Source organism: Stenotrophomonas sp. (genome assembly GCF_032061965.1).
GTDB lineage: Bacteria > Pseudomonadota > Gammaproteobacteria > Xanthomonadales > Xanthomonadaceae > Stenotrophomonas.
Genome location: NZ_DAMBEF010000014.1, coordinates 57,424 through 70,446 on the forward strand (window position 1 = coordinate 57,424; position 13,023 = coordinate 70,446).

Consider the following 13,023-nt stretch of genomic DNA (forward strand, 5'->3'; position numbering starts at 1 on the left):
CGACTTCCGGCTCTTGATGGCCTGCAGAAGACCGGCCAGACCGCCCATTGGTCAATGACCCTTTCCCCTCTCGTGGGAGCGCAAAAACACGTGGGCCGTGCGAACCTCGACTCCCCCTGTGGAGCGCAGCAGCTTCAAAGCGGCTTGCCTGCGTTCCGGCACGCAGGCGGTTGCATCAGACACCACCACCGTGGAGAACTCGCGGGAGTTGGCATCGATGGCGGTGGCAAGCACGCAAGAGTCCAATGCCATGCCGACGAGCACCAACTGGTCGACGCCGATCTTGGCGAGAAGCACCGCCAACGGCGTGGCGAGGAAGGCCGAGTGCTTTGGCTTGAGCACCGTGTAGTGATCCGGACCGGGGAACAGCAGCTTGGCGATGTCGCCCGACGGGCCTTCTTCGTGGCGACAAACCTCCGCAAGCTGATGGAAGCCACACTTCCAATCCCCGAAGTTATCGTTGGCGTAGATCACGGGCCACTGTTTTTCGTCAAAGACGTCTCGGATCTGCCGGACCTTCTTGGCGGCTTTGAGCGCCAGTGGCGCCAGTGTTTGACCGTCGGGGAAATCGAAACGGGAGAAGAGATCGATGATGAGCAGGGCCGGGCGTTGCATGTCAGTCCCCCGTCTGGGCGTGGGGGGCCTCCACTGCCTTGGACTGCGGCGAATCTTTCTGACGCAGGAAAATGGTCAACACGACCAGGCCGAGAACGGCCAAGAACTCGCTTTGCCAGTTCTGCATGGACTCGAACCAGAAGTCGCTGCTGAAAAGGTGTTCAAAGAAGCCAGGGACGGGCAAGTGATCCAATCGGGCTTCGTCGCACCGCGCTCGCCAGCTGCCTAGGGCGTGAAGAGAAAAAGACATCACAAACAAGCTTAAAAAAGCGATGGCCAGAGAGTGGCCATAGATTTTCTTCCAGATGCCTCCTCGGCGGACGGGCCACGGGGCAGGGCCGGCGTCGAGTTTTGGATCTTCCTCGTCGGGGTCAAGCGGGCGTGACTCCGCCGAGCCACGCTGGCGTAGCCGAACGGTGAGCAGCACATACATCCCCGTTTGCAGGAACTCGCTCTCCCAGTTCTCAAACGTCGCGCTGCTGAAGTGCCCTGTGGTGAGGTAGGCACCGAATCCCAACGCGGCTTGGCCGTGCTGTGCCAGCTCCTCGTTGTGAACGCTCCACCACGTCACCGCTTGCGCGCTCAAGAACAGCACGGTCAGCACGACGAGGACGATCGATAACCCGTTTCGGCGCCACATGGTTCCCGTCCAGATCAAGGGCGGGCCCGAAGGCCCGCCAGTCATTCGGTTACTTGCCTGCCGCGGCCTTCTGATTGCCGCCCTGTTCGGCGAGAAGGGTGAGCTTCTCATCCGTCGATTTTTCTTCCGCCAGTGTTTCCAACAGGTAGGGAAGGGCGTCCTTGTAGCCCAGCTGCTTGGCGAGCGCTGCGATGGTGCCGTAAGAAGCGATCTCGTAGTGCTCCACCTTCTGGGCGCCACCGATCAGTGCGGCGTCGCGCACGGGTCCCTTCTCCACCGAATCAATGACTTCTTTGCCTTCCTCGACCAGCCCTTCCATCGCGGCGCACTTGATGCGCTTGAGCCGGATGCCCAGCACTTCGACGACCTGGTCGATCCGCTCGACCTGACCCTGCGTCTCTTCCAGGTGGGTCTCGAAAGCAGCCACGAGATCCGGGTTCTCGGCGGCTCGGGCCAAGCGGGGCAGGGCTTTGGTCAGCTGCTTTTCAGCGCTGTAAATGTCAGACAGCTCGTGAACAAAAAGCTCTTCAAGAGTTTTGATGGCCATCTATCGGTCCTCTGCTGGGTGAACCAATACCTTCACGCCAGCGTCGCCCAAAACACGTGAAGACCGGTGCTCGGGCCTTGAGACTCTCTTAACCAAGCCGCCCGGACAGTCCTCAGCACCAGGCGAACGCGTGGCTCTATGGCGACGCCGGGCGGTCCTCAACGGGCACCCCGGAGCACCGGCTGGACTCCACCGCGGTGATCAAGACGGTGATCGTATAAGGCTTGGGCAAAAAGGGCGCCCAAAGGTGGCATGCCGGCAACACGTGCTGGCCGATGGAGCCGCACGCAACCACGTAGGGAATACGGTGCGCGAGCAGGTGATCGGCGACCACCTCTCCGCTGCCATCTGGCGCGGACCACTCCAAGACGGCGGCGGCCATTGAGGTGGCAGAGAGCTGGGCCAGAGCCTCGGAGCTCGACTGGGCCAAGAACACATCGTAGCCGGCCATGGTAAGGACGTCCCGCAGCAAGGGCCCCAAGTCGACATCGTTCTCCAGCACCAAGACGGAGCCATGGACAGCCGGGGAGGGATCGCAATAGGACATGGGCATGGACGGTCTGGGCAGAGGAGAAATGTTACTTCGGGTCGCCCCGCGACGTTTAGCCACCCAGACGAAGGCCTAATCGCTCTTTAAATCATTCAGGCTCGGGCAGGGCGTCTTCCCGGCACGGCATACAGCGTTCCTTCTTCGATTTGATATCTGCCGCGGTCTTGGCCAACGACTCATACCGTTGGCGGATCTCCTCCAAGTGCGCGGGCTCCATGGACTCCAAGTTGAGGAGCTCCTGGTTCGCGTCCTTGGTCACCCGAATCAACTCGTCGAGCTTGATGTGGAGCGCCGCCGTGTCCCCGTTTTGAGTGTGCTGGATCAAGAAAACCATCAGGAAGGTCACAGTCGTTGTGCCGGTGTTGATGACCAAGTGTCGTTGAACTTGAAGAGGGGCCCGCTCCCGGCCCAGACGACCACCACGCCCAAGGCTGCAACAAACGCCCCCAGGCTCCCGGACGCGCGGGCCGCCACGGCCGCAAAGTGTCCAAACGATCTCTTCTTCATGGTTCTGTTCTCTTGGTCAGTCCCGGCTCCAGCCCGGTGCAAACCAAGGAGAATGGCCCCGTGCTGACCAACGCGTCAATGAAACATCCGCGATGTGGGAAGGCCCCGACTCGATCACTGAGTCTCGAGCTCGCTCGCAGGGTGCTCACGGCGTAGCCGTGTTTGCTCTTGGGTGCGGGAAGGGCCGAGTCCGGGGCTATCGCTATCGGTTCGCGAGCAATCCGCTCTGCCAGCAGGCGAGCCCGATGAAGCACTGCACCGAAGCCAACGCCGAGTTCCAACGCCTCTACGCCCTCTCGCTTGAAAACGCCGGATTCACCCACGCCGAGTTTGCACAACGCTACGGAGACCTCCCCGCCAAACAAGCCGCCTTCGAAGCCGGCGCTGACTACGACCTGGATCGCGTGGACCTAGGGTGGCGATAGCCGCCCCACTCGGTGGGTGAGGACACGAGCAGCTCTTATAGCGGGTTCGTGCGCGCGTGGACGTGGTGCAGGCAATGCGGGCCTGGGCGAAGAAACAACGTGTCAACTGCGCTGAGGTCCGGCTTTGCCACGCAGCTGCATCGGATGTGAGCCGTTTCACGGATTCATCCGTTTTTTAGGCATCAAAGCAGATCTGAAAATTAGTCGTTTTCTTAGGCCGGTCAACCCTTGCCAAACCGCCGATCCGATCAAGGATGAATGAATAAACATTCATGGGAGGGCGAATCGATGGGCAGTTACACATTAAAACAAGGCGAGAAGGCCGAGGGAACGAGCAAGATCTTCTTCATTGGATCGGATGGTCAGCTGGTGGAGGGTGAGGTTCATGGTCTCCCGTCATTCGGAGCGTTGCTTCCGTCAGTAGCTGAGAAGCCAACCAGGTTTATGAGCGCAGCGGTATCCGGGTCGGTGGCGGTGTCGCCTGCGGCGCAGGCATTTTTCCGGAAGATGGAAAAGGCATTCGCGGAGCGTGAGTGTGAGCGCCAACGCAGGAAAGCGATGCGGCGGGCAGGAGCACTGGATAAGAGGCTGCCGAAGGCTGCGCCATCCAAGCCGCAGGTGCGATTCTGATGGCACGCCTCTGCAAACCCCAACGCCTGCCCAAGGTCTTGGTTCCAACAGTCATCCATGAAGCGCTTCGCCGGCAATCCCAAGATGCCGGCATCACCACGGCCGAAGCCGTCCGCCAGTTGTTGGCGCAGACACTCGCCCAACCCATGAGGACCCCCGCACGAGAGGAGGAAAGCAGGCGGGTCGCACTGGCCCCGATCAATGCGCCTGCTGACCTGGTGCTTGCGATAAGGGCCAGGGCCGCCAAGGAGAAGGTCAGCGTGGGCGAAGCGGTGCGGCGAGGATTGAACGAAGCACTCAACGAGGGGAGGGGGGCATGACCTGGTGGACGGGTGACGTGATGATGGTGTTGCTGGCAGCCATCCTGCTACTCATCGTTGGCTTCTGGCTTGCGCTGGAGAAGAAGCGTCGAATGGCTGGCAAAGCAGACGTGGCTAACCACAAGGTGGCTTGGAGGCACTTCATCTATGCGCACCAGTGGCTTCCTGAAAGGAACAGCGTCACCCTGTTCGACGCACGCGTGCTGCGGTATCCCATGTATCGCATGAGCGATGACAGTTCGTGGAACTGGCTGCGAGGCTGTTTGCCAGCCGAAGTGACGGTTCTGATGACCACCCCAACGCCTGCGGAGCTTGAGCGAGTGATACGCAGCGACGCGAAAGCCCGGCGGGCCCTGCTCGCGCGGAGCAAGGTCGAAGCGGAGGAAAGGGCGTTCTTTCCGTTCCGGATGCAGGGCGCCATGGCCATGTGGGCTGTCCTGCAAGGCGCGCCGGATCGGCCCTTTCTGCATGACGTGGTTGGCCGTCCTTGGTTGGTCGAGGGCGATCGAGAGCGGACGCGGGACATCGTTCTCCTGGACATCGGGTTGCGGTGCCACGCGGTCGATCTTGCCGAGGCTGTGGAGGAAGAGATTCGGGCGCTGGCGCCGCCCGTCCTGGCGCCCACAAGCAAAGCGATTTGGGTTCAGCACATGCACGGAAACTGCTGAGGCAGCTCTACCGGCGGGCAGGCCACGCCTGAAGCGGCTTCACCTTCAGCGCAACGAAAAGGGGCAGCTGCCCCTTTCGTCCTGACGGCCCACGCCCGGCGCCGTAGCCTTGCAGCAACCCAACCGACAAGGCGTTGCCCATGAACCACGCAACCCCGCACTTCCCCCTGTCCAACCATCACCGCGATCTGGCCATCGTCGCCCTTGCACAAGCAGGTGGCACTGTTCGCGACATCGCCCATGACGTTGAAGCGTCCACGAGCACCGTCCGCCGTGTGCTGAAGGTCGCCACCGTTGCACCCGGTTGGGGCTACGGCATGCGAAAGTTCCTGATCTCCGGCATCGAGTGGGACATCGACGGGCGGGTGCTGAAGTGCTTGCCGAGCGAAGGGGAAGTGCTCCTTGATGCTGAGCAGATTGACCATCGGGCCCCGGACGAGATCGCCGAACTGGTCTACAACACCTTCAGCGATCACCACGGTTACTGCATTTGCGCCTGCCAAGTGTTGGAGGTGATCAAGGATGCAGAGAAGTGAGGACCCTCACAGTATTCGTGTTCTTTGCATTCGAGCCGGCAAATAGCGGCTTTAGTCAATAAATGATCGGCAGGCACCCTTGTCAAAACATGGGGTTTTTATAGTGTTTGTTGATCGTGGGAATGACATCTGAGAGAGCACATGACTGATCGCCGCAAACGCTATTTCGCCTACGAACGCCGCAAGGGCGGCATCTGCTACTTCGACCGCGCCATGCACCTCCACCTGCAGCAGTTCCCGCACACCATCGGCCATTACCAGCTGGCCCGTTGTTTGGGCACGTCCGCGCTGCTGACACCTGCTGAAGCGAACTTTCACGCGTGGTTGCCCAAGCCCAAAGCGAGGACTCCATGCCCTACACGTTGAAGCCCAAACCACCCAAGGCCGGCCTTGAGGAGATCTATGCTGCGCGCATCGCTCCCGACGTGCTGGCTGCGTTCTCCAGCCTGGCGGCAGAGCAGGGGCTTTCCGTTCAAGCCGCCTTGACTCAACTCCTCCGGGAACATGCCCAGGTGCGGCAGCCCTTTGCCAAGCGCGTGCGTCTTCAGAAGGGGGGAGGCCAACGGTATACGGCCATGCTGCCGGAGTGCTGGGTCGAACCGCATGTGGCGATGGCGTTGCTGATTGATGAGAACAGGGCCGGGATCAAGCGAGGCGAAGCCGTGCGGCAGCTGGTGAGCCGGTGCCTGGCTGCCAGTTCGTGGCCAGATAGCGAGGGCTCGTGAGCCGCACGGCGGTTGCTGCCTTTTTCTTGTCTGCGCTTTAGAACGGCTGACTGGCTTCCGTGGAGGATGCAGTGCCATCAGGGGAAGCAAACGCCAAAAGCCAAAATCCAAAAGCCAAAAGCGGCTAGAGCAAAACCCTGCATGGGGAAAGATGCAAGGGCCTATGCGCCTCTCTGGGATCAATCTTGAACGGGGAAATGTGAGTTGGTGCAACTATTTCCAAGATCTGCTTTTGGATATCCAGTTTTGAGCTTTAGTCAGAAAATGATCGGTAAAGGGCATTGTCAAAAATGGGTTCTCTCATAACCTGGAATCAGAGGAAGGCAACCCGCTGACCACGACTTCAAGAAAGAGACAAGCCCATGATCATCGTCCTTACCGTTTACGCCTCCAGCCTGTTGCTCGGCATCTTCCTCGCCCAGGTCATCGCTGACCGGATCGAAGCCAATCCACATTTCGTTTAAGGAGTTTCTATGTTCTTTTATCCATTCAATGAGCAAGGGTATGCTTGCGTGGACCAGTTGGACGCCGAGCGAGACAACGAAACGAACCGCCTTATGTATGAGGTGCAATCGCTCGCTCGGGAACGAGGACCGAAGGCTTGGGCACTGTTCCTGGAGATGCAATGCGCCGGAAATGATCAGTGGGAGGCGTTGACGGCCAAGGTCGACGAGGCGTCGAACGTTCCCTCCGAGGAGGGCTTTCGGGCCTATCAGGCTCATTCCTACGCCCGATACGTGCTCACCGTCGCTCAATGCGAGCAGCAGCTCGCCGCGTTGAACGCTCTTCGTTGGGACGAACCATGAGCGCTCAACCCGATCGGCTGCCCATGATCCCCGAGCTCAAGCCGCTGGCCGCTCACGACTACGTGGCACTGGGAGTCCTGTTGCTCTGCGCTCCATTGGTCGTGGCCTGCATCTGGGGCGGCTGTTTGGTGGGCGTTGCCCAGCATTACCGTCTCATCTGAAACCCGATTACCTGACATATCGGAGGACGTCGTCCCATGCGCAAGATCTTCAACAAGCTGCTCAACATCGCCCTCTTCGGAATGGTCATCTTCGCCCTGGACAAGGTTCCGGAGCGTCTTGACCGCATGGCGCATACCGCCCAGAACTTGGCTCAGAACGTCGGCTACTCAGGACCGATGGCCGGGATTCCCTCGGGTGCTCCAGACGACTACGAGTGGTGATCATGGACACATCCAAGATTTCATTCCCCGCATGAAAGCAGGAGACGATACTCGTGGGGTCGCAACCGGGCGAGCCCCTCCCGTCCGCGCAGTTGATGGAGCCACGGGCCAAGGTTCGGTTTTGATCGAAGATGACGTCTCTTGGTCTCAAGGGGATCTCGTCCGCTTGGCTTGGGCGGCACGGCGGGACAGCCTCGCACGGGGCGAGCTCCTACAAGCCTTCCAGGCAGGCGCAGACTTTTATGCGCCGCTTTCCAGCCGCGATCTCGATGACGACCCCTTCGTTGCGCCCGGCGATTGCGTGGCTGCGATCGTGATCCGGGAGCTGACAGGCGCGGGGGAAGCGGAGGCCGGGCTCCATACGTTTTTAAGGGCCCACGAGTTGCGGCAAGACCTCCCTCCGCCGCTGAGCGCCGCCTGCAAGGGCAAGCGACGCTTCTGAACCCGACGATCCGTTGGTCCGATGGGTGGAGTGCGAATACGCCGAAACTAGCTGTTGGGCTTGGCCGCCGCTTCCGCTCGTCCGTTAAAGTCCTTGATCCAGTCCAGCATCGTCTGCACGTCCGCCAGAAGCTCATCCGGCGCCGGCAGCCACGTCGGCGTCTCCATAGACTGGGAGTGCTCGAATGCCGAGTATTTGGTCATCATCTTGTTGATCAGCGCGCAATCATCTGCTGTGATGGCATGCAAGCGTTGAAGCACGTTTAGCGTTCTTACTTCGCGCCTGAACCGATTGATGACGCCTGAGCAAAGATCATCCTCAACGGATCGCTCCACCAGGATGCGGAAGTTGCTGCAAGAAGCTTTGAGAAGGATTGCTCTGACGTCAGGGTCTTGCTTCTTGATTCCGACGATGCTGTTCTTGATATGTTCAAACCCTGTCTTGGGCTTGAGTGAGAATGCGTCAATCGTAGTCGGCATGCCGGTGCTCGCGCCGTCGCGGCCGATAGCCACCGTGGTGACCTCCACCGGCGGGAGTGCCAGGTCAGCGCGCTGCTTTGCTGCGTTCCTTAGCAGCACCATCAGGGACAGCCGGTGGGTGAATACGATCACCTGTCGTTGCTCTGCCAAGCTAACCAAACGCCTAGCGACAGCTTCCTCATAGAGTTGGTCCAAGGATGAGATCGGGTCGTCGAAGATGACAGGGATGCCACGATCGGCTCCCGTGGCATCGGCGAGGAACGCGGCCAACGCCACGATACGCTGTTCCCCTTCGCTGAGAACGTCCCTGTTCTTGACCGACAGTGCTGCGTCCTTCAACTCAATGAAAAAACTGTAGACGCCTTTCCCCGAGGACTTGTGGTTCATGCGCACCGGGAGACTGCCACCCCCCAAGCCATCAAGCTCCGCGTTGAATCGATCGCAATACCCTTGGGCCAGTTCCAGCTTCCCGATGTCATTGCTTTTGGTCGTCAGTGGGGTCGTTTTCGTCATAGGAAGGGCTTTCGCGACGATGGCAAGCTTCTTGAGTCGCTCCACCTCTGCCTTTATCGGCTCAACCTGACCCGACAGCCATTCCTGCGCCTTTAGCTCCCGCAACCTGGCTTCCTTCTGGGCGCGGCCGGCAGGGTCCAACAAGGTGGCCAGCGCTTCGCGTTGAGCCGTGATGGTGGCAGTGGAAGAGGCGAGCGCGCCGGTCCAGGGGGACCAGTCCATTTCAGGAACCGCCGACAACTCGATTGCACTGCCCATCGCTTTGACTCTGGCGTTGACGTTCTGTGCCAGCGCTGCGGCTTGCTCGCTGTCGAGGGTGACGGCCGCGCACTGTGCTTGCCACGATGGGCTTTCTGCGTCGATCAAAGCGGGGAGCGTGAGGGCAGTAAGCGCAGCCTCAGCCGCCTTCGCCTCGGTCTGGAGGGTCGCACTGAGATACTGATCAAAGCTCTTGAGCCGATCCTTCCCCTCTCCGTCCAGAGGTTGTTGGCAGAGCACACAACGGGCTCCATCTCCCACGTGTGGATAGGCGTGCTCTGGATAGGCGTGGCCCGTTGAATAAGCTTTGGCCGCCTCCCAGAGCGTCTCCCAGACCGCGTCCCCAACGCCCTTCAGTGGCATGCCTTCAATGAAGGCGGTGGCGTAGGCAGTGGCGGCCTGCCGCTTGTCCGCAGCGGTTTTGCGTGCCGCGATCAGGCCAAGCGCTTTCTCGTCGCTCAATGCCGATGCAAGCTCACCCATGTTCTCGGCAAACTTCGAGAGGCGATCCAGATCCGAGATGGCCTTTGCGTGGGCATCAGCAGGATTGGCTTGCGCAAGCGCCGTTTCCAAGGCCAGTCGCTCTTTAAGCCACAGGTCAGGAAAAGCGCAGGCCTTGTCGATTGCATCATGGTCCAGCGCAGGCTTCAGAGACTGGAGAAAGCGGTTGGCCACGGACTGGGCGTGCTCTACTGGTGTAAGTGGGAGGTGAGTCTGGAGCTGGCCCGCTCGGGCTTCTAGGCGTTTTCCAACCCGGTCAGCAATGGAGATCAGGGCGCTGACGAAACGCATCGAACGGGGCAGGTAAGTTGCTTCGCTTGGGGTGTCGCCAAGCTCCATGGCGGTTGCTGAGTCGAACACTGGCACCGCGTTGAGCTTCGGGTGTGGTCCTGACGCTGCGTTCCAGGCGAGGGTGCTGGGGGTAGCGGATCCATCGATTTCACTGAGTGTGGTGACGGCGACCTGAGCAGAAGCGGATTGCTGTGCATCGTGGAACACGTTGCCGTGAATCATCCCCTTGGCGCGTGCACCGCAGATGTGCTTCAACAGGCGCGCGTAGCCAGATTTGCCCGAGCCATTGGCACCGTAAACAACCGTCATACCCTTTGTAGACACGTCCAGCACCGCATCTGGTCCGATTGCGTTCACGCCGCGGATCTCGGATACCGAATCAATGCGCAGTGATCCCGCGGTGGGGGTTCCCAAGATGACGCCAGGAGCCAGAGCGGGATGCTTGGCGGCAAGGGTTTTGGCCGCCTCTTGCATGCAATGATCGGCGAGTGCGTCGATTTCCAGTTCGTTCGGATTGCGCCGGTCTCGCACCAACCCGTCCGCGGCCATTCGCAACCAACTCGGGCGCAAGTCCAGCCAACTCTCTAGCGTCGCGGGCGCAGTAGCCCCGTCCTTCTTTGCCATCGGTCACTTCCCTTGTGCGTGGCGGTAGCCAGGAAGGCTCCGTCCCCCTTTGCCAATAGTGACGCGGGTCACATTTGGGGGCAAGTCGGCGATGGTCCTATGCATCAAGGATTGCGCTCAAGGATTGGCAGGGCAGGCCGATAGCCCGTATTCGAGGCCAACTCAAGGACGATGGGCGATGTCGCCAGATGCGGAAGGAAATGTCCCGTTACGCGGGACCGTCTTTGGTCTTGGCTTCAAGCAGTTTGGCGAATGTTTCGCGCTCTTGAATCGGCAGCTTGACGAGCGCGTTCAACATGTCCGCCAGGTGGGACTGCTGGGAGATGCCCTCCATGCTCAGGGCAAGAATGGCTTCGGACATGCTTGGCGTCGTGGCGACCAAGTATGCAGGCGGCACTTCCAGTGCTTCGGCGAGCTTAAAGAGCGCCTCCAGGCTGATCGACATCGATCCCGACTCGTATCGAGAGATTCGCGCGGAGGCAGTGTCTTTGTCCAAGCCCATCCGGATCCCCACTTCGCGCTGACTCAAACCCCGAAGGTCACGGGCTTGGCGCAGGCGCGCGGCCACGATCGCCCTAGGCGTGGACGGGGCAGCGGTCATGGGCTGAACGGATGCATTGCAGGCATGCGGTCAGGATGACGGAAGGCCTACGCCCCGGGTAGACTCTACGTGACACGTAAGCTGGCGGCAACCCATAGCTAGGAGCAGGGTATGAAGCGTTGGACAGGGGGCATTTGCGCGGTTGCTTTGATGGTTTCAACCGGGGCTCACGCCCAAGATGCAACGGGATTGCTGCGACAGATCGGGCAGGCCATTTCGGGGACGCCCAAGGCGGCGGCTGATCGTGTCAGGAGCCCTTACTTTGAGCCCGCCGGCACCTACTGGGACGACGGCGATCCACCGGTGTTGGACGGCTACACGCGGATCCGTTGGGGCCTTGCGGCCACAGCCTCAGGCGGCTTCGATATGTGCGAAGGCAACCTGATCGCGCTGACCAAAGCCGGGTTCGCAATGGCCCCATCCACCCGGACCCACTGCATCGGCTCCTGGGAGCACCAGTTCAAGCGGGTGGGAGAGAGGGGCGACCCTGCCTCCGCCTTTGACGCCAAGGCGCGCCAGATTGCATCAACGGATGCGTTCTACCTTCGGCCGCACCTCGACGTGGAGATCGACCAGAAAACCGGCATCCTCCACGCCTACGCCAAAATCTTTAACAACTCCTGGTATCCGAACTCCCCCGGGTTTCTTCCCACGGCGGTGATCGGTGCATCGCCCTTCGGCAAGGGCAACGCGGTGGGCGCTATCACGCGGCGCTGCGCCTGAAGCCCGAAGACGTGGCAGAGCTTGGCCGGGTGGGACGCGACGCTACCGGCGACCGAATCTTTTTCAAAGTCGTGAAGGGCGGGCTTCAGCCCAATGGATTGCCGGACATTGTTCTCCAAATCGACCGGATGGAGATCGGCTACAAGAACCAGGTCATCGGCATCATCCCTTCCAAAGACAAGGACGCATGACATGAAACAAGCAATGATCGTGGCCGCAGCAGTGGCACTCCTGACCCTGACGGCCTGCTCTGGTGACAAGGGGCCCACCAAGGAGGATGGGGTCAAAGTTGTAGAAGGGTTCTTTACCGAGCAAGGGAAGCAGGCGACGTTGCAGCGCACCTGGAAGTTTGAGGTCACCGATGCGGGTGGGCTGGAGCTCGATTGCGAGAAAAAGCCCAATGGGGATCAGGAGTGCATGGTGGGCGGGTCGGTAAAAGCCCAGGGTTCCATCGGTGGCCAGCCCACCAAGCCGGAGCCGGGCACCCTCAAGCCGAAGCTGCGTGCAGTGTTCCGCCCGCAAGGCGAGGGCTGGCAGGTGGTCGAAGTGAAGGACGAAGGGACGTCCGCAGGCTAAACGCCTGGGCGCCATGTCTTGACTGCACACGGGTTCCGATCAAGCGTGCAGCCACGACCCCAAGGGAGAGAAAAGATGACTGCTTACGCACCGCAGCCCCGCATGATGGCCCCACCTGGGCCGTCTCAGATGATCCTGCCGCTCGTGATCTTGGGCCCGTTGGGGCTCGTCGCACTGGCAGCGGGACTGGAAATCATGAAGCGGGACTTCTTCATAGGCCTGATCTGTTGCGTGCCGGGAGGCCTGATCTTTGCGTTCTTGGCCTTCTGCTTCGCTCTCCATGTTCGAGCTCAGCGGCTTTGGGGCTGGCACGTCCAAACCGGTCGTGTCCCGACGTTCCGCAATCACGGGTTCCTGAAGGGCGCGGCAGTGGGCGCTTTGCTTGGCGGAGGCCTGGTGGCGATGGCGGCGTGGCTCGGTTTGCGACTGATGGACGACCCCCTCTATGTAACCTTCGCCAACTACGCCTTTTACGGGGCCTTCCTCTACGGTCTGCCGGTGTTGGTTGTGATGGCTATAGTCGTCGGCTGGGCCAAGCGGGCATGGGATCGCACCGCGCTCCCCAGATAACGCATGCCCGCCGGCGTCGCGGCGGGTGAGAAGGGCAAGGCGTAGCTTTTTGCCAAAGTCGGCGGAAGGCGGCATAGTCTTGCACACATTCAC

The 13,023-nt window shown here is 60.6% G+C and carries 21 protein-coding genes and 1 pseudogene; 15 read left to right on the forward strand and 7 right to left on the reverse strand.

Annotated elements, in window-relative coordinates:
- Positions 1–51: 51 nt before the first annotated feature.
- The 5 genes and pseudogenes from RT460_RS09450 to RT460_RS09470 all read right to left on the reverse strand — a co-directional run bounded on the left by RT460_RS09450 (position 52) and on the right by RT460_RS09470 (position 2,859).
- A complete protein-coding gene (locus RT460_RS09450) occupies positions 52–615 on the reverse strand; it encodes an isochorismatase family cysteine hydrolase (RefSeq protein ID WP_313318623.1) in 564 nt (187 codons plus the stop codon).
- Between the two features lies 1 nt (position 616).
- A complete protein-coding gene (locus RT460_RS09455; RefSeq protein WP_313318625.1) occupies positions 617–1,255 on the reverse strand; it encodes a DUF6766 family protein in 639 nt (212 codons plus the stop codon).
- Between the two features lie 49 nt (positions 1,256–1,304).
- Positions 1,305–1,802 carry a ferritin-like domain-containing protein gene (locus RT460_RS09460; RefSeq protein WP_313318627.1) on the reverse strand — a complete coding sequence of 166 codons (498 nt, stop codon included), beginning with the start codon at positions 1,800–1,802 and terminating at the stop codon, positions 1,305–1,307.
- A 136-nt stretch (positions 1,803–1,938) separates the two neighbouring features.
- A complete protein-coding gene (locus tag RT460_RS09465) occupies positions 1,939–2,355 on the reverse strand; it encodes a hypothetical protein (protein ID WP_313318629.1) in 417 nt (138 codons plus the stop codon).
- An 85-nt stretch (positions 2,356–2,440) separates the two neighbouring features.
- Positions 2,441–2,859, reverse strand: a pseudogene (locus RT460_RS09470) (low affinity iron permease family protein).
- Between the two features lie 245 nt (positions 2,860–3,104).
- On the opposite strand from RT460_RS09470, the gene RT460_RS09475 reads away from it, so the two are divergent.
- From RT460_RS09475 to RT460_RS09525, 11 genes are all read left to right on the forward strand, one after another.
- Entirely contained in the window at positions 3,105–3,284 is a 180-nt protein-coding gene (locus RT460_RS09475) for a hypothetical protein (RefSeq protein WP_313318630.1), read from the forward strand.
- A gap of 258 nt (positions 3,285–3,542) precedes the next feature.
- Positions 3,543–3,914 carry a hypothetical protein gene (locus tag RT460_RS09480; RefSeq protein WP_313318631.1) on the forward strand — a complete coding sequence of 124 codons (372 nt, stop codon included), beginning with the start codon at positions 3,543–3,545 and terminating at the stop codon, positions 3,912–3,914.
- Positions 3,914–4,234, forward strand: coding sequence for a hypothetical protein (locus RT460_RS09485; RefSeq protein WP_313318632.1), 321 nt, complete (start codon positions 3,914–3,916; stop codon positions 4,232–4,234). The genes RT460_RS09480 and RT460_RS09485 overlap by 1 nt, the downstream gene beginning before the upstream one ends.
- On the forward strand, positions 4,231–4,902 hold the full coding sequence (locus RT460_RS09490) for a hypothetical protein (RefSeq protein WP_313318633.1): 672 nt from the start codon (positions 4,231–4,233) through the stop codon (positions 4,900–4,902). Before RT460_RS09485 ends, RT460_RS09490 begins: the two co-directional genes overlap by 4 nt.
- 140 nt (positions 4,903–5,042) lie before the next feature.
- Entirely contained in the window at positions 5,043–5,438 is a 396-nt protein-coding gene (locus RT460_RS09495) for a hypothetical protein (RefSeq protein WP_313318634.1), read from the forward strand.
- 141 nt (positions 5,439–5,579) lie between these two features.
- Positions 5,580–5,804 carry a hypothetical protein gene (locus RT460_RS09500; protein WP_313318635.1) on the forward strand — a complete coding sequence of 75 codons (225 nt, stop codon included), beginning with the start codon at positions 5,580–5,582 and terminating at the stop codon, positions 5,802–5,804.
- Complete coding sequence (locus tag RT460_RS09505; RefSeq protein WP_313318636.1) at positions 5,789–6,163, forward strand: hypothetical protein; 375 nt, start codon at positions 5,789–5,791, stop codon at positions 6,161–6,163. Before RT460_RS09500 ends, RT460_RS09505 begins: the two co-directional genes overlap by 16 nt.
- A 512-nt stretch (positions 6,164–6,675) precedes the next feature.
- Positions 6,676–6,969, forward strand: coding sequence for a hypothetical protein (locus RT460_RS09510; RefSeq protein WP_313318637.1), 294 nt, complete (start codon positions 6,676–6,678; stop codon positions 6,967–6,969).
- Positions 6,966–7,130, forward strand: a complete 165-nt coding sequence (locus RT460_RS09515) for a hypothetical protein (RefSeq protein WP_313318638.1) — start codon at positions 6,966–6,968, stop codon at positions 7,128–7,130. The genes RT460_RS09510 and RT460_RS09515 overlap by 4 nt, the downstream gene beginning before the upstream one ends.
- Positions 7,131–7,166: 36 nt before the next feature.
- Positions 7,167–7,352, forward strand: a complete 186-nt coding sequence (locus RT460_RS09520) for a hypothetical protein (protein ID WP_313318639.1) — start codon at positions 7,167–7,169, stop codon at positions 7,350–7,352.
- A gap of 121 nt (positions 7,353–7,473) precedes the next feature.
- Complete coding sequence (locus tag RT460_RS09525) at positions 7,474–7,794, forward strand: hypothetical protein (RefSeq protein ID WP_313318640.1); 321 nt, start codon at positions 7,474–7,476, stop codon at positions 7,792–7,794.
- A 47-nt stretch (positions 7,795–7,841) separates the two neighbouring features.
- Here RT460_RS09525 and RT460_RS09530 read toward each other — a convergent pair whose 3' ends face one another.
- Complete coding sequence (locus RT460_RS09530) at positions 7,842–10,460, reverse strand: AAA family ATPase (protein WP_313318641.1); 2,619 nt, start codon at positions 10,458–10,460, stop codon at positions 7,842–7,844.
- Between the two features lie 208 nt (positions 10,461–10,668).
- Positions 10,669–11,061: a helix-turn-helix transcriptional regulator gene (locus RT460_RS09535; RefSeq protein WP_192081650.1), complete on the reverse strand. Its 393-nt coding sequence runs from the start codon at positions 11,059–11,061 to the stop codon at positions 10,669–10,671.
- A gap of 111 nt (positions 11,062–11,172) precedes the next feature.
- Between RT460_RS09535 and RT460_RS09540 the strand changes: the two genes are divergently transcribed.
- From RT460_RS09540 to RT460_RS09555, 4 genes are all read left to right on the forward strand, one after another.
- Complete coding sequence (locus tag RT460_RS09540; protein ID WP_313318642.1) at positions 11,173–11,784, forward strand: hypothetical protein; 612 nt, start codon at positions 11,173–11,175, stop codon at positions 11,782–11,784.
- An 11-nt stretch (positions 11,785–11,795) separates the two neighbouring features.
- Positions 11,796–11,975, forward strand: a complete 180-nt coding sequence (locus RT460_RS09545) for a hypothetical protein (protein ID WP_313318643.1) — start codon at positions 11,796–11,798, stop codon at positions 11,973–11,975.
- A 1-nt stretch (position 11,976) separates the two neighbouring features.
- The gene (locus RT460_RS09550) at positions 11,977–12,360 is read left to right on the forward strand and encodes a hypothetical protein (protein WP_313318644.1); all 384 of its coding nucleotides are present in this window, start codon (positions 11,977–11,979) and stop codon (positions 12,358–12,360) included.
- Between the two features lie 75 nt (positions 12,361–12,435).
- The gene (locus RT460_RS09555; protein WP_313318645.1) at positions 12,436–12,930 is read left to right on the forward strand and encodes a hypothetical protein; all 495 of its coding nucleotides are present in this window, start codon (positions 12,436–12,438) and stop codon (positions 12,928–12,930) included.
- Positions 12,931–13,023: the final 93 nt, after the last annotated feature.